Raw genomic sequence first — 23,387 nt, 5'->3', positions numbered from 1 at the left:
AGTTTCTGACTCGGCAGAGCCGTCTAAAGCGCCTGAAATCAATAATAGGCCGACTTGAACGGAGTGATTGCGGCGCCCATGGCCGAGGCGTCGCTTGATATTTCGGAGATGATCAGCTTTGGGCGGAAGCGCGGCACGCCGTAGCGCGGCCGGTCGAAATTCTCGGTCCGGTCGATCAGCATCTGCGCCAGAGCGGCGGGAACCTGGCCGCCGAAGACGATCGCCTGCGGATCGAAAATGGCCCAGATCGCATTGATCAGGCGGTTGTAGGCGGGCGTGACTTCGTCCACCCATTCGGCGACACCCGGCCATTTCGGATCGAAATATTTGCGCATATAGGTAATCGAGGGAACGTCGACGCCATTGCGGTTGAGCTTTTCGATCAGCCATTGCAAGGCCGGCCGGCGTTTGGTTTCCTCGGCGTCGTACATGCCAGAGAATTCGCCGGCATTGCCGAGGCCGCCCAGCAACAATTCGCCGTCGCTGATCAGGCCGCCGCCAAATCCGTAGTTGAAGCTCAGATAGGCAAAATGCTTGATGTAACGGCCGACGCCGAACATGGATTCGGCGATCGCGCCCGTCTTGCCGCCGTTGCGCACCCATACCGGCTTGTTGAAGAGTTCCGTCAGCAGCGGGCCGAGTTCGATCAGCGACCACTCGTGCAGCGGCAGCGAGGCATTGTAGCGGGTGCCGCTGATGTGAAAGCCGGCGATGGCAAAGCCGATGCCGAAGAAGGTTTCTTCCGAAAGATTGTTCTGCCTCTGGTGTTCGATCAGCTGGTCGCGAACGAGATCGAGCGCCTGAGCCATGGTGCGTTCGCGCAAGGCGACGCTGCTTTCGGCCAGCACGTTGCCGGCGAGGTCCATCAGGCAGATGCCGATCACGTCGGTGTTGACCGAGATGCCGCAGGTATAGGCGTAGCTGCCGGCGAGCCGGAGCGTCGGGCTCGGCTGACCGCGGCCGGCGCCGGGCTTCGGCGAGCCGAAGGAAACGATGCCGCGTTCCTCCAGCTGATCGATGATGCGGTAGACGGATTGCTGGGTAAGATCGGTGTGGGCGGTGACTTCCGATCGGGAAAGGCCGGGATGACGCCAGATCAGCTTTAGCAGGTCGCGTTCGTTCGGCGAGACGACGCCGCCGCCTTCGCGCAGAAAGCGCGTCGCGATCAGTGTCTCAGGAAAGTAGGCCATATCAACACTTCCCCCGTTAAAAATTACTACGGAGGTGTAGTAATAATTTTTGGTGCTTTCTGTTGTCTGTTGCGTCCCCCCTTTATCAGCAGCCTCTCTTCCCATCAAGTGTCACATCTTCGTCACTAAATTGTTACACGTTATGTGTAATAAATGCGCCGTCACAGAGCCGGGCTCGAACCCGGCTATCAAAACAGGCGAGGGCAATGATGAGGATTTCCATCCTGGCGGCTGCTGCCGCGCTGATGGCGGGCGCGTGTTCTGCGCAGGCCGCCAATATCGAATTCTGGTATGGCAATACGGGCGTCGTCGAAAAGGCGATCCAGGACCAGTGCGCCGCTTTCAATGCCGCGCAATCGGCGCATCACATCACCTGCGTCGGCCAGGGCAGCTACGAAGTGTCGATGCAGAAGGCGATTGCCGCCTTCCGCGCCAACAAGCATCCCGTCCTCATCCAGTTCTTCGACGCCGGCACGCTCGACCTGATGCTGTCGGATGCCGTCGTTCCGGTCCAGGACGTGCTGCCCGACGTCAAGTGGGACAATTATATCGCCGGCGCCCGGGCCTATTACGAAACCTCCGGCGGCAAGCTTTTCGCCCAGCCCTACAATTCCTCGACGCTGCTGTTGTACACCAACAAGACCGAGCTGGAGAAAGCCGGCATCACCAAGACGCCCGAGACCTGGGAAGAGATCACCGACGCCGCCCGCAAGCTGAAGGCTTCAGGCCATGAATGCCCTTACGTCACCAATGGCGAACCTTGGTCGATGTTCGAGCAGTTCTCCGCCCGCCACGGCCTGCCGATCGCTTCCGAGCACAATGGCTATGACGGTCTCGACGCCGAATATGTCTTCAACACCACCTTCGTCGCCAAGCATCTGCAGAACCTCATCGAATGGCGCAAGGAAGGCCTCGTCAAGCTGGCGAGCGACACCAAGGCCGGCAATTACACCGCCGCTTTCAACACCGGCGAATGCGCCATGATCGAGAACTCCTCGGGCTCCTATGCCGCCTCGGCCAAGGCCTTCGAAGGCAAGTATGAGATCACCGTCGGCATGGCGCCGATGTACAAGGGTTACGAGCGCCACAACACCTTCGTCGGCGGCGCCTCGATCTACATCATGAAGGGCCGCGACAAGGCTGAAGTCGAAGGCGCCAAGACCTTCCTCGATTTCCTTCGCCATCCCGAACAGCAGATGTTCATGACCGCGGCCACCGGCTACGTGCCCGTCACCAACGACGTGATGGATGCGATCGTGAAAAGTGGCGAGGCGAACGCGCCGAAATATGCGACGGCCGCCGTTGGTATCGAATCGATGAACCAGCCGCGCACGCCCGATACCCGCGGCATTCGCCTCGGCTTCTATGTGCAGTTCCGCCAGGTGTTCATGGAAGAGACCCAGAAGGCCTTTGCCGGCCAGGAAACCATGCAGGTGGCGCTCGACAATTCCAAGAAACGCGGCGACGAGCTGCTGCGCCGCTTCGAGCAGACCTACAAGGGCGTGAAGCTGCCCTGATCCAACCGTCCGGCACGGAGCGCGTCCCGCGCGCCGTGCCGGTCTTCCAATGCAGGGCTTCTTCATGACTTCGGAATCTTCGCTTTTCAGCCACCGCTGGCTGCCGCTTCTCCTGGTGGCGCCGCTCATGCTGCTGAACGTGCTCTTCTTCTATGTACCGATCTTCCAGGCGTTCTACTGGTCGTTCTTCCTCGAGCGCCCCTTCGGCGGCGGCTCAATGTTCGTCGGCTGGGATAATTTCGCTCGCGTGCTTGCCGATCCCGAGTTCTGGGAAGGCTGCTGGCGCACCATCGTCTTCATGGTCACCGCTTCCTCGCTTGCGGTGGTGATCCCGCTGATCCTTGCGGTCGCGGCCGACCGGAAGATCCGCCTGTCGCTGCCGGCGCGCAACGTGCTGGTCTGGCCCAAGGGCGTTGCCGGCGCATCGGTCGGTGTCGTCTTCGCCTTCATCTTCAATCCTTTCGTCGGCATCCTGGCGCCACTCAACTCGGCCTTTCCCGGCATCTGGGCGCCCGGCATCAACGGCACGGATGCCTTCATCACGCTGATTGCCGCGCATGTCTGGAGCGGCATCCCCTTCAATTTCGTCATCCTGCTCGCCGGCCTGCAGTCGATCCCGAAGACCATGCAGCAGGCAGCGGCGATGGACGGGGCAGGGCCGTGGCGTCGCATCTTCGACGTGCAGCTGCCGCTGATTGCACCGCAGCTCTTCCTGACGCTGGTGCTGGAGTTCACCGAAAGCATAACCTCGGCCTTCGCGCTGATCGATACGATCACCCATGGCGGCCCCGGCGGCGCCACCACGCTGCTGGTCTACAAGATCTACACCGACGGTTTCAGTGGCTACGACCTTTCCGGCGCCTCGACCCAGACGGCGATCCTGATGGTCTTCGTCGTCCTCCTCACCGGCGCCCAGTTCCTCTTCCTCGGCCGGCGCATCAACTACGAGCGGTGACCCATGATTGAAAACGCACGTTCCCTCAACATCGCAGCCAGCCTCGTCCTCATCGTTGGCATCGTCTATATCCTCGGGCCGCTCTACCTGACGCTTGCCACAGCCTCGCAATCCTACGAGTTCATGCTGCGCAACGGGCTCGCCTGGTATCCCGGTGACCAGTTTTTCACCAATGCGGCGCACATCTTCACCGAGACGCACATCCCGATCCAGATGCTCAACAGTCTGGTGGTTGCCTTTGGCGATGCATTCGCGACCTGTGTGCTATCGCTTCTGTCGGCCTACGCCATCGTCTATTTTCGTGTTCGCTGGGCGGGCGTGGCTTTTGCACTGATCCTGGCGACCATCATGCTGCCGATCGAGATCCGCGTCATCACCACCTATCAGGTGGCGTCGAACGTGTTTTCGCCGGTCAATGCGCTGCTCGATGTCACCGGTCTGAACGATCTGATCGCCCAGTATTTCGGCGCGCCGGTCAAGCTCGAATGGAGCGTGCTGAACACGCATTTCGGTCTGATCGCGCCGCTTGTCGCGCATGGCACCGGCACCTTTCTGTTCCGCCAGTTCTTCCTCACCTTGCCGAAGGATCTCTTCAAGGCGGCGCGCATGGACGGGGCAGGGCCGATCCGTTTTCTGTTCGACATCCTGCTGCCGCTGTCGCGCACCAGCTTCGCCGCGCTGTTCGTGCTGACCTTCCTCAGCGGCTGGACGCAATATCTCTGGCCGCTCGTCGCCGCCTCGACGCCGGACATGCAGACCGCCGTTGTCGGGCTGGCGCGGCTTGTGCCGGATTCGGATGGAGAGATCCCCGATTTCCCGATGATCATGGCCGGCGCCATCATCGTATCCATCATTCCGCTCGTGATGATTGCGCTGCTGCAGCGTTACCTCGTCCAGGGCCTGGTTCTGACGGAGAAATAGCCATGAACGCTATCGACATAGCCATCCGCGCCGCTGCGGCCAACATCACGCTCTCAGGCGTCAGCAAGGCCTATGACGCCGAGACCGTCGTCATTCCGCCGATGGATGTCGAGCTCAGGGCCGGCGAATTCACCGTCGTGCTCGGTCCGTCGGGCTGCGGCAAATCCACGCTTTTGCAGATGATCGCCGGCCTCGAGCGGGTGAGCGGCGGCAAGATCGTCATCGGTGCCCGTGAGGTGCAGGATCTGGAGCCGAAACATCGCGGCTGCGCCATGGTGTTCCAGAACTACGCGCTCTATCCGCATATGAGCGTCTTCGACAACATCGCCTACAGCCTCAAGGTATCAGGTATGCAGAAGGCCGAGCGCATCGAGCGGGTCGGGACGGTGGCGAAGATGCTCGGCCTTTCCGACTATCTCGGCCGCAAGCCTGGACAGCTTTCCGGCGGCCAGCGCCAGCGCGTGGCGATCGGCCGGGCCATCGTGCGCGAGCCGGGCGTATTGTTGTTCGACGAGCCGCTCTCCAACCTCGATGCGCAGCTCCGCCACGACATGCGCGTCGAACTGGCCGACCTGCACCGGCGCATCGGCGCCACCACCGTCTTCGTCACCCATGACCAGGTGGAGGCGATGACGCTTGCCGACCGCATCCTCATTCTCAACAAGGGCCGGATCGAACAATTCGATACGCCGAAGGCGATCTATCACCATCCGGCCTCGGTCTTCGTCGCCAAATTCATCGGCGCACCGCCGATGAACATCCTGCCGGTCACCGGCGACGGCTCGGTGCTCCGGCTCGCCGACGGGCAGGTGGTGGCGGAAGCGCCGCTCACCGGCGCCTATCAGCTCGGCATCCGGCCGGAAGATATCCTTGTCGGGAGCAAGCCAGACAGCAAGGCAGGAGAGCATGTCGTCACATCAGCTTTGCGTTTTCGCGAGGACCTTGGCTCACATTCGATCCTGGCGGCCGAACTCGGCGGGTCGGTCGTGAGGATCGCTACACCCTTCGGCGTCGAGATATCGGACCGCAGCCAACTCTTTCTCAATCTCCCGGCTTCCCGCCTGCATCTCTTCGACGCAGCGAGCGGCAGGGCCATACCCGGCGCCCTCAGCGCAAACTAAAGGAAGTCCCATGAAATACATCGACCACATTGCCGACCCGTCGCGTTCCTGCGCCATCGTTGCCCATCGCGGCGCCTGGCATCAGGCTCCGGAGAACAGCCTTGCCGCCATCGAGAACGCGATTGCCGCCGGCTACGACATCGTCGAGGTAGATATCCGCCAGAGCGCCGACGGCCACTTGTTCATCCTGCATGATGACACGCTCGAACGTATGGCCGGCATCGACCGCGCCCCCGAGGAGATGACGATTGCCGAGATCACCAGCCTGCGGCTCCGCATGGCCGGTGGCGGGTCGGACAAGGAAATGACGGCGCATACCATCCCGACCCTCGACCAGGTGCTCGACACCATCCGGGGGCGCATCTTCGTCGATCTCGATCTCAAGGACCCCGAGATGATGGATATCGTCGCTGCCAAGGTCAAGGAGATGGGCGTGGCCGATCAGGTCGATCTCAAGGCCGATGCCGGCACCAGGGAGCAGCGGGCATGGATCGCCGGGAAGACCGGCATCGACGGCGTCCCGTTCATGGGCAAGGCGTTCTTCAGAAAGGAAAACGCAGACGAGACCGCCGAGGGCATCATCTCGGTCAGCCCGTTCATGTGCGAAGCCAAGTTCGACCAGCTGGAGACGCTCGCCGGTCAGCACGATCGTCTGAAGGAGGCCGGGATTTCGCTCTGGGTCAACACGCTCGATCCGGTCTCCTGCTGCGGTTTCACCGACAGTGCCGCCCTCAGGGATCCCGATGCGATCTGGGGACGGATGATCGACGCCGGCGTCAGCGTCATCCAGACCGACGAACCGGCGGCGCTGCAGGCCTATCTCAAGGCGCGCCGCGCATGAGGGAAGTGTCGGACGACATATTCTCCGCCGTGATGGAGGATATGCGCCGGGCGGCGGAGGCGGAAATCCTGCCACGCTTTCTCGGCGTCACCGCCGAGGGTATTCGCACCAAGACCGCGCCCGACGATCTGGTGACCGATGCCGATATCGGCGCCGAGCGGCAGCTGAACGAAGCGCTGTCGGCGCACTTTCCCGAGGCGCTGCTGGTCGGAGAGGAGGCGGTCTCCGCCGATCCTTCGATTCTGACGCGGCTTGGCGAGGCCGATCTCGCCGTCATTATCGATCCTGTCGACGGCACCTGGAATTTCGCCCACGGCCTGCCGCTGTTCGGCATGATCGTGGCGATCGTCTCGGGCGGCGAGACGGTGGCCGGGCTGATCCACTATCCTGTGACCGGCGATTTCCTCGCCGCCCGGCCGGGGCGAGGGGCGTGGCATATTGCCCGTGATGGCACCAGGACCCGGCTCAGCGTCGCGCCGCCAGGGCCGATCGGGGAAATGCACGGCTTCGTGCCGCTGCATATGTTCCCCGCCGAGGAGCAGCCGGTCTACGCTCGGAGCCTGCTGCACTTTGCCCGCACCAGCACATGGCGCTGCTCGGCCTATGAATACCGGGCGGTGGCAACAGGCGCTATGAGCTTTTCGCTCAACGCCGAGCTCAAGCCCTGGGACCACGCCGCCGGCGTGCTGATCCATCACGAAGCCGGCGGCTATGGGGCATTGCTCAGCGGCGAAACCTATCGTCCTGCGATGACCAAGGGCCGGCTGCTGCTGGCCCCGGATGCGGAGAGTTGGGAAGCGATCCGGCGGGGTTTTGCCGAGGGGAGATAGCGGTTGTGGTTCGGCAGGACGCTCTGGCGCGCCGCGGCTTGCGACGCGCCATTCCGGCCATGCAGTTTCCAGCATTCGGCGTGCTGTTCCTAGTGTGCCGACGCGATCTCAGGCGAAAGCGCCATCCCAATCTCCGTCATTCCTGTGCTTGTCACAGGAATCCAGCCACGCGTGTCCACGCCGTGAGGGACTCTCATATGACGAAGCCCTTCTCCCGCGCTCAAGGACTTGAGCGCACTGGATTCCTGTGACGAGCACAGGAATGACGGAGGAGAGGTCCTCGATGGCCGATGCGGCGATCAATATGTGAACTCAAGCCAAAGGCGAGGCAATTGCCGTAAGTGCAGGGAAATGAGTCGGATTTTCTGTCGGCAGTATTGAGATCCGCCGCGGCGATCCGGACTTCACCTGGCCCCCGACTGGCGTTAAAAATGAAGCATGCGCTACACGTTCGCCATAGGTGATATCCACGGCTGTATCGATCCGCTGAACAGGATGATCGATCGGATCGAGGCTTATGCGTCCGAAGGGACGGTCGTCTTCCTTGGCGACTATATTGATCGCGGGCCTGACAGCAAAAGTGTCCTCGACCGGGTCATTGCCGGTCCATCTGAGCCGTGGAGATGGATCTGCCTGAAAGGCAATCATGAGGATATGATGGTCGCTGCCTATGCCGACAGTCAGAGCAGAGCCGTGTGGCTCGGCAACGGCGGGCTGGAGACCGAAATATCCTATGGCGGCAGGGTTTTGCCGCAGCATCTGCAATGGGCGGCCGATCGTCCGCTCATGCATGTCGATCGGCATCGTATCTTCGTCCACGCCGGCGTCGATCCGAAATTTTCGCTGGACCGGCAGAGCCAGGACGATCTTCTATGGATGCGGTTCCTGGCCGGTCAGCCAGGCGAATATTGGAGCAAGCACCTGGTCCACGGCCATACGCCGTCGCTGTCTAACCCGGTGACGACAGGAAACCGCACCAACATCGATAGCGGCTGCGTCTTCGGCGGCAAGCTTTCCTGCGGGGTGTTCGATGACGAGATTGCCGGCGGACCGATCGATTTTATCGCGGTGAGGGCGTGAACTTGGGCGTGTCGGCAAGGAGATAATGCCGGAGACGGCTGAGCGGCAGTGCTGCTTAGCGGGAAGCTATCGCCCCGCCATGACTCGTCAGCAGAAAGTTTGGCGAGAATGCCATCCCAATCTCCGTCATTCCTGTGCCTGTCAAAGGAATCCAGCCACGGCGCGTCGGCGCCGTGAATGACTCTTAGAAGGAAGTCGTTCTTCCGCGCCCAAGGACTTGGGCGCACTGGATTCCTGTGACGAGCACAGGAATGACGGAGGAGAGATGTGGCGGCGCTTGGTACCATCCCGCCCACTCAGGCCCGCCACCCGGCTGCAAGCCGCAGCCAGGGCGCCAGGTGGAAGCCGCTCATCAGCAGGTACATCGGCACCATTCCGCCGATCGCGAAGGTATCCGACGTCGTCGTGCAGATCATGTCGGCGCTGCCGGTGGTGGCCGTCAGCAGCGCCATGACCGCGAATGTCGGGGCGGCGGCGAGCGACAGCCAGTTGGCGCTGTGGGCGGCGATCCGGCCGCCCGGGCTTGCCATGCCACTGCTTGGCTTGGCAGTTGATGCGTCTGCTGAGGCGGCCAGCGAGAGCCATTCGGCGGCGTTAAGAGCGACGTTGCCATCGGCTCGCTCTGGAGAGTGGGCGGAAAGCAGCATTGGCGTCACTCCTTGCCGTACCGGTCGTGGTGGCGCCACCAGATGCCGGTTTCGTTGCGACCCTTGGGGGCGCAGTCGAGCCATTGGTACGTGCCCCAGAGCCCGTCCAGCCCGCGCGCATAGCTGGAATAGCTGTGGTAGACGGCGCCGTCGATGAGCTCGAAGGCGCTGACACCCGGCCGGTCGCGGGTATAGGTGGGAACGTCGGTGCCGGTCATGGCGGCGATCTGAGTGATCGGGGCCTCGCTGTCGCGCGGCCGCCATTCCTGGACAGTTCTGCCTGGCAGCGGTAGCGGTTCGGGGGCGGGCGGTTCACGGCGGTAGTTATAGTCTACCTCGCCCTGGTGCTGCTGCTCGGCAGAGAACCAGACGCTGAAATCGCCGTTGAAGTCGCTGCCGAAGGAGGAGGCCCAGGGAAAGCTCCAGTCCATCCGCTGCTTGAACGCTTCGAGCTTTGCGAGCGGCGCCCGCGAGACCGCCCAAAAAGCGACATCGTGGTTTTCGAGATGGACGAAGACGCCGTTGAAACCATCGGCGATCGAGGAGCAGGACGGGCATCCCGCGGTATAATCCGGCCCGAACATGAAGTGATAGACGAGAAGCTGCGAGCGACCGCCGAAGAGGTCTTTCAGCGAGACGTTGCCCCCGTCGGTGTCGAAGCGATATTGCTTGTCGATCCTCACTCGCGGCAATTGCTGGCGCTTCATCGCCAGCGAGTCGCTCTGCCGGGTGAGTTCCTTCTCCTCATCGAGCAGATCGAGCCTTGCTGCCAGCCACTGCTGCCGTGTTGCGTTCAGCTGTGCCGTCATGGGTCTTCTCCTTTGCCTGTCTCTCGTCGTAGCATCCGGCGCAGGCTTGCTTGCCGGTCGACGATAAATCTAAGGCCGGGTGGGGAAATGGTGGGAGTGACAAGTGTGACGGGATTTGAATGGACTCGCTGATCACGGCAGCGGCGCGGGCGCTGGCAGTGGGAGATGCGCTCGGCGCGCTGAAGCGGGTGGCGCTGCGCGACGATGCGCCGGCGCTGGCGTTGCGCGGCATTGCGATGGCGCAGCTCGGCGATCTCGTCCGTGCCAAGGCGCTGTTGAAGAGTGCGGCGCGTGCTTTCGGCCCGCGGGAGGCGGTGGCGCGAGCCCGCTGCGTGGTCGCCGAGGCCGAGATCGCGCTCGTCTCGCGCGATCTCACCTGGCCGCCCAAAGCGCTGGAGGCGGCACGCAAGGTGCTCGAAGCGCATGGCGACAGGGTCAACGCTGCCCATGCCAGAAATGTCGAGCTTCGCCGGCTGGTGCTGATCGGCCGGCTCGACGAGGCCGAGCGGGCGCTCGAAACACTCGACCCGACGCCGCTGCCGCCGGCGGCAAGGGCTGCCCATGAGTTGGTGGTCGCGGGCATCGCGATCAGACGCCTGCAGACGAAAGCGGCGCGTGCGGCGCTTGACCGGGCGAGGCAGGCGGCGCGCGAAGCCGGTATGCCCGTATTGACGGCGGAGGTGGAAAATGCCGCCGACGTGCTCAGCGCGCCGGTGGCACGGCTGATCTCGCACTGGCGGGAAAGCCCGCTGCTGCTCGAAGAGGTGGAAGAGTTGCTAGGCTCGGGTGCGCTCGTCGTCGATGCCTGCCGCCATGTCGTGCGCGACGATCAGCTTTCCGTGTCGCTGGCAACGCGGCCGGTGCTCTTCGCGCTCGCCCGCGCGCTCGCCGAAGCCTGGCCGGGGGATATGGCCAGGGGCACGCTTGTCGCACGCGCCTTCCGCGGTAAACATGCCGATGAATCGCATCGCGCCCGGCTGCGCGTCGAGATCGGCCGGTTGCGCGCCGAGCTGCGGGCGCTCGCGGAGGTCTCGGCAACGAAACGCGGTTTTGCGCTATCGCCGCGGCGCGCCGGCGAGACCGTCGTGCTGGCGCCGCTGGTCGAAGGCCAGCATGGGGCGGTGCTTGCCTTTCTCGCCGATGGCGAGGCGTGGTCGAGCTCGGCGCTGGCGATCGCGCTCGGCGCCAGCCCGCGCACCGTGCAGCGGGCGCTGGATTCGCTTGCCGGGGAGAGCAAGGTGCAATCCTTCGGGCGCGGGCGGGCGCGGCGCTGGATGAGCCCGCCGCTGCCTGGTTTCCCGACGATCTTGTTACTCCCGGGACCTTTGCCAAACGACTAGTATCGCCTGACTGATGAAGATGGCCCTACGGGCGAACAGGATGGAAGAGATGAAGAAATCGACAGCGACGATCATCCGCGAATACGGACCTTTCCCAGGCGCGAAACACATCAATGGCGTCACCTTCGATGGTGAGCACGTCTGGTTCGCCTCGGGTGACAGGCTGAATGCGCTCGATCCCGCAAGTGGCGAGGTGGTGCGCTCGATCGAGGTCGCGTCCCATGCCGGTACGGCTTTCGACGGCACGTTTCTCTATCAGATTGCCGAGGATGTCATTCACAAGATCGACCCGAAGACCGGACGTATCCTTTCCACCATCCCGGCGCCTGGCAACGGCGGCGATTCCGGCCTTGCCTGGGCCGAAGGCTCGCTCTGGGTCGGCCAGCACCGGGGGCGCCGGATCCATCAGATCGACCCGGAGACGGGCAAGATCCTCCGCACCATCGAATCCAACCGCGTCGTGACAGGCGTCACCTGGGTCGACGGCCAGCTCTGGCACGGCACCTGGGAGGGCGATGACAGCGACGTCAGACGCATCGACCCCGAAACCGGCGAGGTGCTGGAGCGGCTGGAAATGCCCGAGGGCACCGGCGTCTCCGGCCTCGAATCCGACGGCGCCGACTGCTTCTTTTGCGGTGGCGGCGCCAGCGGCAAGGTCCGCGCGATCAGCCGGCCGGCGCAGGCCAAGGAGGGGAAGGGGAAGTAGCCGATGCGACGCCGAAGAGGCCGATGCAGCATATAGTTCCCAGCGACAGTCAGGTCGCCAGCAACTCGGAAGTCGACATCAATGATGAGGTTGTCGGAATTATAGCCGAGTGAGCGATTGATTTCGTTACGTGACGATCTACTTTTGCGGCAGTGTCGATCGAGGGCTGTACGCAAAGCCGGTGCGACCGTGGGGGAGAGACTTTGAAACATCTGCGCACGACGCTCGGCCCTAAGAGCAAATCCGAACTTGGGATGATCCTCCCGCACGAGCACGTCTTCGTCGACCTCAGGACGCCCGACCAGCCCGGTTATGCCGAAGCTGAGATCGAAGACGTCGTTCGGCTGATGGCCCCCGAGATCGAGCGGATCAAGAAGCTCGGGGTGACGGCACTGGTCGAATGCTCGACGGGCGGCGTCGGACGCCGTGCGGATATCGATCTTGCCGTGTCACTTGCGACGGATTTTCCGATCGTCGTGCCCACCGGCAATTACCGCGAGCCCTGGATTCCCGAATGGGTCCGCCATGCTTCCGAGAAGGAGCTGGAGGCGTGGATGCTTCGCGAGCTGACGGAGCAGATCGACGAGACCGGGTTCCAGGCAGGCTGGATCAAGCTCAGCGCCGGCGATGACGGCATGACGGCGCTCGAGACGAAAATTCTGCGGGCCGCCGCGCGCGCGGCGGCGCAGACGGACGCCGTCATCGGCAGTCATACGATCAGGGGACGGGTCGTCATGGACCAACTCGATGTCATCGAGGCGGAGGGCTACAGGGCCGACAGGTTCATCTCGATCCATACGCAGGAAGAAAAGGACTTCGCCTATAACGTTGCTGTCGCCGAGCGAGGCGCCTGGATCGAATATGACCATGTCGGCCGGGGCGAGGACAACGAGGTGGCAGAGCTGGTGATCAAGGCGCTGGAAGCGGGCTGCGGCGATCGCCTGTTATTGAGTCATGACCGCGGCTGGTTCGATCCGGCGCTGCCGATGGGCGGAACACCCAAGCCTTACACCCATCTTTCCACGGTCTTGCTGCCAGAGCTGAAACGGCGGGGCATCGACGACGGGACCCTGATGCGCCTGACCCACGACAATCCGTTCGAGGCTTTCGCCCGATAGGGGGAGTGGCCAGGCACGGCCCATTATTTCAATCCCCAATGGCTTGTCTCTGTTGCTAGACGCACATCGCTCTTACGACATGTTCGTCGATGGCGGAAATGATCTTTTCCCAATCTCCGGGGTGAAGTTCGTGGCCGCCACCTTCGATCTTCACGAACTTCGCATCTGTCACAGTCCGCGCGAGTGTCTCTCCGTGCGTCGGCGGAAAGACCGGATCGGCGGTGCCGTGAAGGACGAGAAGCGGCACCTTCATCTCGTCGAGCCGGCCTCGCCATGTCTCGCCGATCTCAAAGAGGACGCTGTGGTTGGTGGCACTCAGATAGCCTCCGGAGCGGTCGAAGTCGCGTTCGAGGAAGGCTCGAGTTCCGGCTTCGTCGAATGGACGCGCCGTTCCGGCGGTCAGGCGCGCATCCTCGACCAGGTACGCGACCGCGTCCGCCCGGTCCGACCAGTCCACCTCCACGGCCATGTGTTCCAGCCAGGCCTCGCCGCTCGGAGGGAAATGGGATGTATCCACACCGACCGGCGAGGTACTGATCGCCGTTAGGGAAAGCACGCGTTCCGGGCTCTTCAGTGCGGCCGCCTGCCCGACCATGCCGCCGAGGGAAAAGCCGACGATATGAGCGTTCGGAGTTCCGTAGCCGTCAAGCAGGCGGAACACGTCATCGACGGCGTCCTCGAAGGTGTAGCCGGGCCGACCAGGCGGATATTTGGTCGAAAGGCCGGAATCGCGCTGGTCATAACGGATCACGAAGCGACCACGTTCGGCGAGCCGACGGCAGAATTCCTCCGGCCACCACAGCATCGATGCCATTCCGCCCATGATCAGAAGTAGGGGCGGCTGGTTCGGATTGCCGAAGCTCTGCGTCGCGAGCTCGACCCCGTCAGTGCGGATCATCAGCCCACTCATGCGAGGCCCTCGCGGTGCAGCGCGGCTTGCACCGCCGGTCGTTGTTCAATCCGTGCGATGTATTCGCCTAACGGCTCGGGCAGAGCGAATCCGAGTTGAGTTGCGCCCCACGCGAGTTGGAAAAGATAGGCATCGGCGACCGTGAAGGTCTCTCCGAACAGATAACCCCGCTCAAGTCGGCCGGCGACGAAGCCGAACCAGTGCACTATTTGCTGGCCCGTCGGCTCCCTGACTTCCTCCGGAAGCGATAGGTAGGTGGGAAAGCGCTTGTGAATCTCGGTCGCGATAAAGCTCAGCATCTCGAGCAGGCGGACGCGGCCCAGATGACCCTGCGGTGCAAGCTCCGGTGCGCGGTCGGCGATCCAAGCCAGGATGGCAACATTTTCGGTCAGCACCTCACCATCGTCGAACATAAGGGCGGGCACATAGCCCGCCGGATTGATGTCCATGTATCGGCCGCCCCCTTCAATCTGCTTCGTCTCTAGGTCGACCTTGACCAGGTCGAATTGAATTCCAGCCTCCAGCATGGCGATGTGGTCCGCCAAGCTGGAGAATCCGGGCGCAGAGTAAAGTTTCATCCAACCGTTCCTTCCTTCGTTTCGTATGTCCATTGTCCAAGAAGAGGTGGGCAGCGTCGGGCGGTTACCCGATCGCCCACGCATAAATGTTCCCTTCATGTCCGGATACTGTGGCTAAGGTGGGGGGTGCCGCATCGGGCATATTCAGTAGGACTGGTTTGAAATGCATGTCTGGGGGCATAGAAATTCAGTCGACCGACCGAGCGCAGCCTAGTCTGCGGCGCTCTGCATCAACCCCACCTCTGCCTTTGGAAGGTCGGCCTGCTGGTGTTTACAAACCGTCGGGATCGGGCAACCTGCTGCCGGTTGTACACATGGGATGATTATGGCTTCATCTCTGCAATCTCGAATTCCAAGTATCGGAGCATTTTGTGTCGACTTTCCCTAAAAGGGCGCGGTTTTCGGGCAGAGCCGCAGAACTCAATTCCATGGAAACTGCTTTCCGAGATGTCTCTGGCGGTCGGCAATGTTGCATTCTTCTCGGGGCAGAAGCAGGTGGCGGAAAAAGCCGGCTGGTCGACGAGTTCGCCGACCGACTCTCAGGCCGTGCCTTGATCCTAAAAGGTGGGTGCATTGAGCAGCAGGAATCGGCCCTACCTTACGCGCCTATTACAGCTCTGCTGCATGAATTGGTTCGTCTGCGCGGCCAGTCGGCAGTCGGATCGCTTGTCAGCGGCGAGGGTACTCGAGAACTGGCGTGGCTTCTTCCCGAACTCGGCGAGACCTCCGAGCGATTTGATGCGGGCATCGCAAGGTCGCGGCTGTTCGAGACACTTCGAAAACTGTTCGAGGAACTGGCGCGCGAGATGCCGCTCGTCCTGGTCATCGAGGACATTCACTGGGCCGATCAGGGAACCTGCGATTTGCTTCGCTTTCTTTCGACGCGGCTGAAGAAAATTCGGCTCATGCTGATCGTCACCTATCGACCCGAGGAGGCGAACGGCCCCAACGCATTGCGGACAACCATCGTGGACCTCTCTCTTTCCGAGGGTTCTGAAGTGCTGAAACTTCCTCGCCTCACCCGCGCGGAGATCGCCGTGCAGCTCCAGGGCCTGCTCGGGTCGCCGCCAACGCCTGCTATGATTAACAGCGTGTATTTGCGGGGCTGCGGAATCCCGCTGTTCACCGAGGCACTTATCGATGCGGGCGGAAGCTTGCGCACAGATGTTCCAGGCTCGCTCAACGATTACCTGCTGAGAGGCGTGAGAGACCTGCCGGCATCCACGGGTGAGTTGTTGAAAGTGATGGCGCTCGGCGGACCGCATATAACCCATTCGCTACTTCGCAACGTGGCGAACAAACCTGACCTCGAACTCGCGCAATTGTTGCGCCCCGCGATTTCGGCGGGGGTCGTCGCGGCCGACCGTGATGGATATGCGTTCCGCCACGCGCTCATCCAGGACGCAGTGCGGGGCGACCTGATCGCCGGCGAAAAGGTGGCCATCCATCGCTTTTATGCCGATGTTCTCGAACGCGGACCGGTTCCAAGCTACCGGATTTGGCATTCCGTAGCGCTCGCGCGTCATCTGCACGGCGCCGGCCAAGCGGAACGTTGCCTAAAATGGGCCTGGCATGCTGCGGCGGAAGCCGCTGCCACTTTCGCCTATGTAGACCAGATGGAGATGCTGAAGCTCATGTTAGCGGCGTGGCCCGAGGTCGAAGGTGCGACTGGGTTGATCGGCGTCGACCATTGCAAGGTGTTGGAACTCGCTGCTGACGCCGCCTGCTGGGCAGCGGAGGCGGAGCAGGGGCTCGCCTTTGTCGAACGCGCACTCGCCGAACTGGATGCCGACGGCGATGGCGAGCAATTGGCGGCGCTTCTTCTGCAGCGCGCGGTAATGCGTCAGCACGCGCTTCTCCCAGGCGAGATCGCAGACCTTGAGCGCGCGCTCGATCACGCGGTCCGTCCCACAAGGTTGCGCGCTGATGCCTTAGGGCAGTTTTCCCGTGCGCTGATTTTACGGGGAGAGTTCGATCGCGCCAGATGCTTGGGCGAGGAACTGAGGGATTTGGCGGAGAGGCTCGACGATGAGGAATACCGTATCGAGGCACTGATCATTGCGGCGTCGCTGGACAGGGCGCCGAACGTGTCTCGCATCGATGCCCATCGGACCGTCGCAATGCGGGCGGAGCAGGTATCCATAGGCCGAGTCGAGATTCTTGCGGGCGCAGCACTGCTGCAGGCCCTGCTCGACGCAGGAGAATATGGTCAGGTCATTGAGATCGGACCGGCAATTTTTGCGCGGACGGTCGAGCTCGGGCAGGCACGGTATATAGGAGCACTGGTTGGTTCGCCCCTTTGCCGCGCCTTCTTGGTCTTGGGCCGTGTCTCCGAAGCCACTGAGACATGCGAACGGATGGCGGCACTGGATCCGCTGCCATTGGGGCTTGTTCACGTCTTCGAATGCCAAGCGGAGATCGCCTTGGCATTAGGGGATGCGGATCGAATTGCTGCAGCGGCAAGATCGTTGCGCGCTCTCCCGCCAGGCCCCCAAGTTGCCAGCCGTATGGCAGCCAACCTTCTGAAATTTGACATTGAAAGCTCGGCTTTATCAGGTGACGTGGATCAGTCGGCGCTCTTGGTGAGATCTGCTCTGGCGCATCTGGAGAAGCGAGGGAGCGCCTCCTGGCCGCTCCTGGCTTCCGCCATCCGCGTTGCCGTCGATACGAACCAGAGAGACGTTGCTCTGGAACTGGCCGAGCTTGCCGCTCAGACCCCATGCCGAAATATGGTAGAGCAGACCGAGAGGCTGGCGATTTTGGCTGAGATGTCGCGCGCCACGGTTTCTGATCTCGATGGATGGGCTGCGGTTGCCCAAAGCTGGGCTGGATTGAACCAGCCCTTTCGGCAGGCGTACGCCCTTATGCAAGCAGGTGCCGCCGCAGTGAACGCCGGCAAGCGGGCGAGTGGAGCGCGCCATTTCAGGCACGGTGCGAAGATTGCTCATTCGATCGGCGCCTGCCTTTTGGCCAACCAGATTGAAGCCCTCGCTGCAAAAGCGCGTATTAATTTACGAGATGAAGAGGATGAGGGGGCGCCGAAGGCGCCCCTCGGCCTGACAGATCGAGAATTCGAGGTCCTCCGGCTAGTCGCGGCTGGCCATAGCAATCGGGAGATCGCGAAGAATCTATTCATTTGCTCGAAAACGGCGAGCGTTCATGTGTCTAACATTTTGAGCAAGCTTTCCGTCTCCAGCCGGGGCGCCGCCGCAGCCGTCGCACACCGGCTCAGGATCATTGATCTGGGTTAGAGTTTGTTGGTTCGGATGCACAGTGCGTATACGGATTGGACAAGGAAATTCGGCTGGACCGCAGTGGTCAAGCAAGATTGCGTCCTCAGCCGTCGGCTCCGGAGGGCGACGGCCGCTTCGGCTCTGTCGATTCGATCGGTGGCCGCACGCCGACATTTGGTGCGCCACTGCCAGCCTCCCGCGTCGATTCTGCTTATTGTTTGCCGACCGGAGGGCCTCGGAAGTGCTCTATCGGCTTGCTGGAGCTTTTTCAGAAATCGACGGCGATACCAGGATCTATGAGAAGCCGCGCTCATCGAACAAAAGCGCCATGCTGGTCGCATCGATGAACCGGCCATCGATGCACGCCGCACGCCGGACGATGCCTTCACGCGCAAATCCCACCTTTTCGTAGAGAGCGATAGCACGGGCGTTGTCTTCGTAAACATCGAGTTCGACCCTTACGAAACCGGTTTCCTGCGCCGCTTTCAATGTGGTCTGGACGAGCCTTCGTCCGAGACCCCTGCCGCGATAGGCGGGAAGGACCCCCATTCCTAGCCTTCCGCGATGGGCGTGCGACGGGAAGAAATGCCGGCTGATGTCGCACCAACCGACGACCTCGCCTTCAGCGGTGGCAACGAATTGCGGATTGCCCTTCGCAATCATGCCCATCACGAACTCACGAGTCTGGGGCAGGGGCGATGCTTCCAGCATGGACAGGTATTTTTTCTCCCGCGCGACGACGTCCAGCGTACGATGAAAGCTGTCGATATGGACGGCAGCGATCGGCTCGATCCTGATGCCTAACGTATCCGGCGATGCCGCTGCATCCATGTGCTTCTCCTTCAACGATTGCGGAATGCCTATCGGAGACCTGCCGCAGACCCGCACGGGAGCGCATAATTCACGGTCCGTCAACCTTTGCGTGTCAATTTCTCGACAGCGGGCGCCATCAAAAGGTTGCAGGTATTGAAGGTCGGGCTCACATCCCACATTACATTCGTCTTGGTGACGCTCACGTGCGCCGCGGCTGTGTTGCTGTGCGGATTTGCGTGGCTCGCCGCGGTGAAGGTCGACGATCTCTCGTTGCGCCGACAGGCCGACTTCGTCGGCCAAGGATTGGAAGAGCAGATCGCGGCACTTCCCCGGGAGCAGGAAAGCGTCACCAAATGGGACGATGCCTTCCTTTATGCCAAGCAGCGGAACCATGAATGGCTGCTCGACAATGTCGGCCAATGGACGAGCCGGTATTTCGGGCACGACAGGACCTATATCTTCGACGATACCAATCGCCTGATGTTTGCTTTCCGCGACGGCGCGGATGCCGTGCCGCCGCGGCTCGGTGACGACGATGGCCGAGAAGTGACCGCTCTCGCCGGAGAGATGCGCGCCGTTCTTGTCGAGCCGGCTGCAAAACCCGGCGCCGAAGCGCTCGGGCAACTGGCCGCGGTTCGGACGATCATGATCGGCAACCGGCCGGCAATTGCCAGCGCGCGTCCTATTCTGCCGAGCTCGACCCGGATGCAGATCGAGGCGGGCCAGGAGTTCATCGCCATTTCTGTCAAGTTCATCGATGGAAAAGCTGCAGAAAGCATCGCCCATTACGCGCGGCTCGAAGGATTGCATTTCGCGCCCTCGAAAGGGGAGGACGAGCGGGCGCAAGTGCCAGTGCCGTCCCATGACGGCGGCACGATCGGCTATCTCGTGTGGCCGCCTATCCTGCCCGGATTCATGCTGCTTCAGCAGATTGCGCCGGCGGGACTTGGCTGCCTTGCGCTGCTGATTGCCGTCGTCTTCTGGCTCGGACGAGGTCTGCATGCCACCTCGGTGACCCTGCTGGACAGCCAGGCGCAGCTCACCCACCACCGGAACCACCTGGAAGAGATGGTGGCCGATCGAACGGCCGAGATCGAAAGGCAGAGAGAGGAGCTGGATCGCCTGCTGGTGCACGAACGCCAGGTGAATGCGCTCCAGCGCCAGTTCGTCGCCATGGCTTCGCACGAGTTTCGCACGCCGCTCGCCATCATCGACGCCGCTGCCCAGCGGCTCTGCCGCTCGACGACCAACGTCAGCGGCGATTACGTTCACGAAAAAGCCGGCGTGATCCGAAGCGCGGTCGTGCGCATGGTCGATCTGATGGAGAGCATTCTCGCCAGCGGCCGGCTCGAAACCGGACAGATCACACTGAAGCGCAGCGAAGGCGATCTGAAAGCCCTGCTTGTCGCCTGCTGCGACAGACAGCGCCATCTCAGCCGCTCGCATGTGTTCCATCTCGATCTCGAGCCGATACCGGATGTATTGACGTTCGACCGCAGCGCGATGGAGCAGGTCTTCACCAACCTGATTTCGAACGCCGTCAAATATTCGCCCAACGCGCCTGACATTCATGTTCGCGCCCAGGCCGATGAGAAGACGGTGGAGATCGCCATCTCCGACAGCGGCATCGGCATGGATGCGGACGATCTGCCGAAGCTGTTCCAGCCCTATTATCGCGCCCGCAGCGCGACGGGTATTGCCGGAACGGGCATCGGCCTCAACGTCGTCAAACAGGTCGTCGAGTTGCATGGCGGCACCGTCGAGGTGACGAGCGAACTCGGCAAAGGCACAACATTCACCATTCTTCTGCCAATAGAGTTTCTATTGTCGGATCAACAAGTCGCAGCTTAAGGAAGAGCTCATGGTTACCGTCCTGTGCATAGAAGACGAAGTCGAGATCCGGAACCTGCTCGTCGAAGAGTTGAGCGAAGCCGGCTACAAGACGCTCGAGGCTTCCAACGGCGCCGAGGGGCTGGAAATGATCCTGTCGAAGTGGCCCGATATCGTCATCAGCGACATTTCGATGCCTGTGATGGACGGGCACCAGCTTCTGGCCGAAATTCAGATCAATCACCCGGAGCTCTCCAATATTCCCTTCATCCTGCTGACGGCGCTGACCGACCGGGAAAATACGCTGGCCGGCCTTCGCGGCGGAGCGGCGGACTATCTGACGAAGCCGCTCGACTTCGATCTGTTGCTAGCCAAGCTCGAAGGCTGCGTGACCCGTCTTGCCAATGACAAAGCGGTCCACCGGTCGTTCTGATGGTTACCGGGTAAGGGCTTGGAAGAAAGCACATCCCCTCCGTTTCCGCAAAAGACGCTTTCAGGAAGGGAGAGGCGCTGCCATATAACTCTTCTCCGTGTTGGGGAGAAGTGGTAGCAGGCGCTCGATCCCGGACTGCCACCTTCCATCATCCTCTTCCTGTCAGGATGTCGCCGACCGCTTCGAAGACGCGCGGGTCGAGCGTTTGAGACACGTTGAAGCGCATGAAATTCGTTGCCGATTGCGACAGGCTGAATGCGTTTCCGGGAGCCAGAACGATTCTCTTTTCGAGTGCGGCCCGCGCCACATCAGCCGCATCGATGCCATCGGGCAGCCGGCACCAGAGGAACATCCCGGCCTGGGGCTCCAGCCAGGGCGTTATGCCGAGATTCTTCAGCTTGGCCGAGACCTCGCTCATCGCCCGGGAGAGCCGGTGTCTCAGCGTCTCCATGTGTTTGCGATAGCTGCCGTCGCTCAAGACGTTCAGCACCAGTTCCGCCGTCAGCCGGCCGCCGCCGAAGGAGGTGGCGATCTTCAGGTCTGTCAGGCCGTCGATCCATTCCGGTTTCGCCACGACGAAGCCGCAGCGGGCCGAAGCCGACAGGGTCTTCGAGAAGCTGCCGATGTGAATGACCCGCTCGAGCCCGTCGAAGGCGGCAAGGCGGGGTGCCGGCGTGTGCTCGAAATCGGCGAAGATATCGTCCTCGATAATGGCCAGGTCGAACTGGTCGGCGAGTTTTAGAACCCGGTGAGCCGTAACGGGAGACAAGGTTGCGCCGGTCGGATTGTGGATGGCGGAGTTGGTGATGTAGAGCCGTGGACGCTCATCGGCGACGACTTGCGCAAACAGCTCGATATCGGGACCGGACGCGGTGTAGGGCACGCCGACGATCTTTGCCCGATGGGCGCGCAGCAGCGCATGGAAATTGAAATAGCAGGGATCGTCGACCAGCACCGTGTCGCCGGGTTCCAGCAGGAAACGGCAGAGCAGATCGATGGCCTGCGTGCCGGAATCGGCCAGCATGATTTGACCTGGGGAGGCTTCGATCCCCCGTTCCCCCATGCGCCGCGAAATCAGCTGGCGCAGTTGCGGCAAGCCGAGCGGTGAGCCGTAGTCGGCGAGCGCCGGCCCGTCGGCGCGGGCAAGCGTTCTGAGCCCGCGGCGCATTCCGTCCCCCGGCAGCCAGGAGGGCGGTAGCCAGCCGCAGCCGGGTTTCAGGTCGGCTTCGCCGGCCTCCAGCGATTGCCGCGATATCCAGAACGGATCGACCGCGCGGTCGAGCTTCGGGCCAGTCTCGGCAAGCGCAAAGGGCGCTGCCTGGTTGGCGACGTAGAATCCCGAGCCCGGTCTTGCCAGGATCGCGCCTTCGGCGACCAACCGCTCATAAGCGTCGACGACGGTCGAAGTCGACAGCTTCAACGTCGCAGCCAGTCCCCGGACGGAAGGCAGTCTTGCGCCCGGCGTTAGGCTGCGCCCGGCGATGCGCTGCCTGATTGTTGCAACGACCATCTCCACGCGTGTGCGTCCTTCGTTCATCCGTATTGCTTTCTGAACCATTACAGTTTCGCGAAATTGTATCAGACTGTGACTGTCATAACCATCCGTGTTGGCCGATAAGAGTCAGAGAATGAAGGAGTGCAGCTCATCATGGACCGCATGGCCTCGGGATGGATCAATGGTTTTATCGGGGTAGTGATCTTCAGCGGATCGCTGCCGGCGACGCGCGTGGCGGTGATGCAGTTCGATCCGGTTTTCCTCACCGTGGCGCGCGCGGCGATCGCCGGCTTCCTCGCCCTCGGCCTGCTGATTGCTTTCAGAGAGAAGCGGCCGAGCCGAGGTGATATTCTCTCCCTGGCCGTCGTGGCGCTGGGTGTCGTGGTCGGCTTTCCCCTGCTGACGGCCCTGGCGCTGCAGCACGTCACGTCAGCCCATTCGATCGTCTTCATCGGCCTGCTGCCGCTCGCAACGGCGATCTTCGGCGTGATCCGCGGTGGAGAACGGCCGAAGCCGGCATTCTGGGCCTTTTCCGTTCTCGGCAGCGCGCTGGTGGCGGGATTCGCATTGACGCAAGGCCTGACGGCCTCGCCGGTCGGCGATCTGCTGATGCTGGCGGCGGTCATCGTTTGCGGCCTCGGCTATGCAGAAGGCGGCAGGCTTTCGCGCACGCTCGGCGGGTGGCAGGTGATTTCCTGGGCGCTGGTGCTGTCGCTGCCGGTGACGGTCGCGGTCGCGCTTTTCCATCGGCCGGCAACCTTCACCGGCATCGAAACGCCGGCGCTGCTCGGCCTTGCCTATGTCTCGCTGTTTTCCATGCTGATCGGCTTCGTCTTCTGGTATCGCGGCCTGTCGCAGGGCGGCATCGCCGCGGTCGGCCAACTGCAGCTGCTCCAGCCGTTCTTCGGCCTGGCGCTCGCCGCGACCCTCCTGCACGAGCCCGTGACCTGGGCCATGCTCGCAGTCACGGTTGCCGTCATCCTGTGTGTCGCCGGCGCCCGCAGGTTTGCGCGGTAGGGG

Annotated in this window: 21 protein-coding genes; 14 read left to right on the top strand and 7 right to left on the bottom strand. The window is 62.2% G+C overall.

The window, feature by feature from the left end:
- Positions 1 to 38: 38 nt before the first annotated feature.
- Entirely contained in the window at positions 39 to 1,190 is a 1,152-nt protein-coding gene (locus tag RlegSU303_RS14425) for an ROK family transcriptional regulator (protein ID WP_131719098.1), read from the bottom strand.
- A 209-nt stretch (positions 1,191 to 1,399) separates the two neighbouring features.
- Between RlegSU303_RS14425 and RlegSU303_RS14420 the strand changes: the two genes are divergently transcribed.
- The 7 genes from RlegSU303_RS14420 (at position 1,400) to RlegSU303_RS14390 (ending at position 8,455) form a co-directional block, all read left to right on the top strand.
- Positions 1,400 to 2,707: an extracellular solute-binding protein gene (locus RlegSU303_RS14420; protein ID WP_131719149.1), complete on the top strand. Its 1,308-nt coding sequence runs from the start codon at positions 1,400 to 1,402 to the stop codon at positions 2,705 to 2,707.
- Positions 2,708 to 2,771: 64 nt separating this feature from the next.
- A complete protein-coding gene (locus RlegSU303_RS14415; RefSeq protein ID WP_131719097.1) occupies positions 2,772 to 3,662 on the top strand; it encodes a carbohydrate ABC transporter permease in 891 nt (296 codons plus the stop codon).
- Between the two features lie 3 nt (positions 3,663 to 3,665).
- Positions 3,666 to 4,583, top strand: coding sequence for an ABC transporter permease subunit (locus RlegSU303_RS14410; protein WP_131719096.1), 918 nt, complete (start codon positions 3,666 to 3,668; stop codon positions 4,581 to 4,583).
- Positions 4,584 to 4,585: 2 nt separating this feature from the next.
- A complete protein-coding gene (locus RlegSU303_RS14405) occupies positions 4,586 to 5,704 on the top strand; it encodes an ABC transporter ATP-binding protein (protein WP_131719095.1) in 1,119 nt (372 codons plus the stop codon).
- A 10-nt stretch (positions 5,705 to 5,714) separates the two neighbouring features.
- Entirely contained in the window at positions 5,715 to 6,545 is an 831-nt protein-coding gene (locus RlegSU303_RS14400) for a glycerophosphodiester phosphodiesterase family protein (protein WP_131719094.1), read from the top strand.
- Positions 6,542 to 7,375, top strand: a complete 834-nt coding sequence (locus RlegSU303_RS14395) for an inositol monophosphatase family protein (protein ID WP_131719093.1) — start codon at positions 6,542 to 6,544, stop codon at positions 7,373 to 7,375. The genes RlegSU303_RS14400 and RlegSU303_RS14395 overlap by 4 nt, the downstream gene beginning before the upstream one ends.
- 438 nt (positions 7,376 to 7,813) lie before the next feature.
- Positions 7,814 to 8,455: a metallophosphoesterase family protein gene (locus RlegSU303_RS14390; RefSeq protein ID WP_131719092.1), complete on the top strand. Its 642-nt coding sequence runs from the start codon at positions 7,814 to 7,816 to the stop codon at positions 8,453 to 8,455.
- A gap of 296 nt (positions 8,456 to 8,751) precedes the next feature.
- Here RlegSU303_RS14390 and RlegSU303_RS14385 read toward each other — a convergent pair whose 3' ends face one another.
- Both RlegSU303_RS14385 and RlegSU303_RS14380 read right to left on the bottom strand, forming a co-directional pair.
- Positions 8,752 to 9,102, bottom strand: a complete 351-nt coding sequence (locus RlegSU303_RS14385; protein ID WP_017961104.1) for a hypothetical protein — start codon at positions 9,100 to 9,102, stop codon at positions 8,752 to 8,754.
- A gap of 5 nt (positions 9,103 to 9,107) precedes the next feature.
- Complete coding sequence (locus RlegSU303_RS14380; protein WP_131719091.1) at positions 9,108 to 9,911, bottom strand: DUF899 domain-containing protein; 804 nt, start codon at positions 9,909 to 9,911, stop codon at positions 9,108 to 9,110.
- A gap of 119 nt (positions 9,912 to 10,030) precedes the next feature.
- Between RlegSU303_RS14380 and RlegSU303_RS14375 the strand changes: the two genes are divergently transcribed.
- The 3 genes from RlegSU303_RS14375 (at position 10,031) to RlegSU303_RS14365 (ending at position 13,075) form a co-directional block, all read left to right on the top strand.
- On the top strand, positions 10,031 to 11,251 hold the full coding sequence (locus tag RlegSU303_RS14375) for a hypothetical protein (RefSeq protein WP_017961102.1): 1,221 nt from the start codon (positions 10,031 to 10,033) through the stop codon (positions 11,249 to 11,251).
- Positions 11,252 to 11,300: 49 nt separating this feature from the next.
- Positions 11,301 to 11,957, top strand: a complete 657-nt coding sequence (locus tag RlegSU303_RS14370) for a Vgb family protein (RefSeq protein WP_026158748.1) — start codon at positions 11,301 to 11,303, stop codon at positions 11,955 to 11,957.
- Positions 11,958 to 12,160: 203 nt separating this feature from the next.
- A complete protein-coding gene (locus RlegSU303_RS14365; RefSeq protein WP_017961099.1) occupies positions 12,161 to 13,075 on the top strand; it encodes a phosphotriesterase family protein in 915 nt (304 codons plus the stop codon).
- A gap of 55 nt (positions 13,076 to 13,130) precedes the next feature.
- On the opposite strand, the gene RlegSU303_RS14360 is transcribed toward RlegSU303_RS14365, so the two are convergent.
- Positions 13,131 to 13,985, bottom strand: coding sequence for an alpha/beta fold hydrolase (locus RlegSU303_RS14360; protein ID WP_017961098.1), 855 nt, complete (start codon positions 13,983 to 13,985; stop codon positions 13,131 to 13,133).
- On the bottom strand, positions 13,982 to 14,563 hold the full coding sequence (locus RlegSU303_RS14355) for a glutathione S-transferase N-terminal domain-containing protein (protein ID WP_017961097.1): 582 nt from the start codon (positions 14,561 to 14,563) through the stop codon (positions 13,982 to 13,984). Before RlegSU303_RS14355 ends, RlegSU303_RS14360 begins: the two co-directional genes overlap by 4 nt.
- A gap of 428 nt (positions 14,564 to 14,991) precedes the next feature.
- Here RlegSU303_RS14355 and RlegSU303_RS14350 point away from each other — a divergent pair, with 428 nt between their 5' ends.
- Complete coding sequence (locus tag RlegSU303_RS14350) at positions 14,992 to 17,814, top strand: helix-turn-helix transcriptional regulator (RefSeq protein WP_445944747.1); 2,823 nt, start codon at positions 14,992 to 14,994, stop codon at positions 17,812 to 17,814.
- Between the two features lie 276 nt (positions 17,815 to 18,090).
- Here RlegSU303_RS14350 and RlegSU303_RS14345 read toward each other — a convergent pair whose 3' ends face one another.
- Complete coding sequence (locus RlegSU303_RS14345) at positions 18,091 to 18,627, bottom strand: GNAT family N-acetyltransferase (RefSeq protein ID WP_017961095.1); 537 nt, start codon at positions 18,625 to 18,627, stop codon at positions 18,091 to 18,093.
- Positions 18,628 to 18,714: 87 nt separating this feature from the next.
- Between RlegSU303_RS14345 and RlegSU303_RS14340 the strand changes: the two genes are divergently transcribed.
- The gene (locus RlegSU303_RS14340; protein ID WP_131620355.1) at positions 18,715 to 20,460 is read left to right on the top strand and encodes a sensor histidine kinase; all 1,746 of its coding nucleotides are present in this window, start codon (positions 18,715 to 18,717) and stop codon (positions 20,458 to 20,460) included.
- 10 nt (positions 20,461 to 20,470) lie between these two features.
- Entirely contained in the window at positions 20,471 to 20,872 is a 402-nt protein-coding gene (locus tag RlegSU303_RS14335; protein ID WP_003560657.1) for a response regulator, read from the top strand.
- A 148-nt stretch (positions 20,873 to 21,020) separates the two neighbouring features.
- Here RlegSU303_RS14335 and RlegSU303_RS14330 read toward each other — a convergent pair whose 3' ends face one another.
- Positions 21,021 to 22,430, bottom strand: a complete 1,410-nt coding sequence (locus RlegSU303_RS14330) for an aminotransferase-like domain-containing protein (protein WP_131719089.1) — start codon at positions 22,428 to 22,430, stop codon at positions 21,021 to 21,023.
- 90 nt (positions 22,431 to 22,520) lie between these two features.
- Here RlegSU303_RS14330 and RlegSU303_RS14325 point away from each other — a divergent pair, with 90 nt between their 5' ends.
- Positions 22,521 to 23,384: a DMT family transporter gene (locus tag RlegSU303_RS14325; protein ID WP_131719148.1), complete on the top strand. Its 864-nt coding sequence runs from the start codon at positions 22,521 to 22,523 to the stop codon at positions 23,382 to 23,384.
- Positions 23,385 to 23,387: the final 3 nt, after the last annotated feature.

The sequence above is a fragment of the Rhizobium sp. SU303 genome (assembly GCF_021052345.1).
GTDB lineage: Bacteria > Pseudomonadota > Alphaproteobacteria > Rhizobiales > Rhizobiaceae > Rhizobium > Rhizobium laguerreae.
The sequence above is the reverse complement of the archived record's forward strand: the minus strand, read 5'-3'. Positions and strand labels throughout refer to the sequence as shown.

Excerpts from the sequence above, each read along its gene's own strand:
- RlegSU303_RS14400 (WP_131719094.1), top strand. The coding sequence starts at position 5,715 with ATGAAATACATCGACCACATTGCCGACCCGTCGCGTTCCTGCGCCATC.
- RlegSU303_RS14370 (WP_026158748.1), top strand. The coding sequence starts at position 11,301 with ATGAAGAAATCGACAGCGACGATCATCCGCGAATACGGACCTTTCCCA.
- RlegSU303_RS14345 (WP_017961095.1), bottom strand. The coding sequence starts at position 18,627 with ATGGATGCAGCGGCATCGCCGGATACGTTAGGCATCAGGATCGAGCCG.
- RlegSU303_RS14385 (WP_017961104.1), bottom strand. The coding sequence starts at position 9,102 with ATGCTGCTTTCCGCCCACTCTCCAGAGCGAGCCGATGGCAACGTCGCT.
- RlegSU303_RS14325 (WP_131719148.1), top strand. The coding sequence starts at position 22,521 with ATGGACCGCATGGCCTCGGGATGGATCAATGGTTTTATCGGGGTAGTG.
- RlegSU303_RS14380 (WP_131719091.1), bottom strand. The coding sequence starts at position 9,911 with ATGACGGCACAGCTGAACGCAACACGGCAGCAGTGGCTGGCAGCAAGG.
- RlegSU303_RS14390 (WP_131719092.1), top strand. The coding sequence starts at position 7,814 with ATGCGCTACACGTTCGCCATAGGTGATATCCACGGCTGTATCGATCCG.
- RlegSU303_RS14410 (WP_131719096.1), top strand. The coding sequence starts at position 3,666 with ATGATTGAAAACGCACGTTCCCTCAACATCGCAGCCAGCCTCGTCCTC.
- RlegSU303_RS14350 (WP_445944747.1), top strand. The coding sequence starts at position 14,992 with ATGGAAACTGCTTTCCGAGATGTCTCTGGCGGTCGGCAATGTTGCATT.
- RlegSU303_RS14395 (WP_131719093.1), top strand. The coding sequence starts at position 6,542 with ATGAGGGAAGTGTCGGACGACATATTCTCCGCCGTGATGGAGGATATG.
- RlegSU303_RS14420 (WP_131719149.1), top strand. The coding sequence starts at position 1,400 with ATGAGGATTTCCATCCTGGCGGCTGCTGCCGCGCTGATGGCGGGCGCG.
- RlegSU303_RS14330 (WP_131719089.1), bottom strand. The coding sequence starts at position 22,430 with ATGGTTCAGAAAGCAATACGGATGAACGAAGGACGCACACGCGTGGAG.
- RlegSU303_RS14425 (WP_131719098.1), bottom strand. The coding sequence starts at position 1,190 with ATGGCCTACTTTCCTGAGACACTGATCGCGACGCGCTTTCTGCGCGAA.
- RlegSU303_RS14335 (WP_003560657.1), top strand. The coding sequence starts at position 20,471 with ATGGTTACCGTCCTGTGCATAGAAGACGAAGTCGAGATCCGGAACCTG.
- RlegSU303_RS14405 (WP_131719095.1), top strand. The coding sequence starts at position 4,586 with ATGAACGCTATCGACATAGCCATCCGCGCCGCTGCGGCCAACATCACG.
- RlegSU303_RS14415 (WP_131719097.1), top strand. The coding sequence starts at position 2,772 with ATGACTTCGGAATCTTCGCTTTTCAGCCACCGCTGGCTGCCGCTTCTC.
- RlegSU303_RS14360 (WP_017961098.1), bottom strand. The coding sequence starts at position 13,985 with ATGAGTGGGCTGATGATCCGCACTGACGGGGTCGAGCTCGCGACGCAG.
- RlegSU303_RS14355 (WP_017961097.1), bottom strand. The coding sequence starts at position 14,563 with ATGAAACTTTACTCTGCGCCCGGATTCTCCAGCTTGGCGGACCACATC.
- RlegSU303_RS14375 (WP_017961102.1), top strand. The coding sequence starts at position 10,031 with ATGGACTCGCTGATCACGGCAGCGGCGCGGGCGCTGGCAGTGGGAGAT.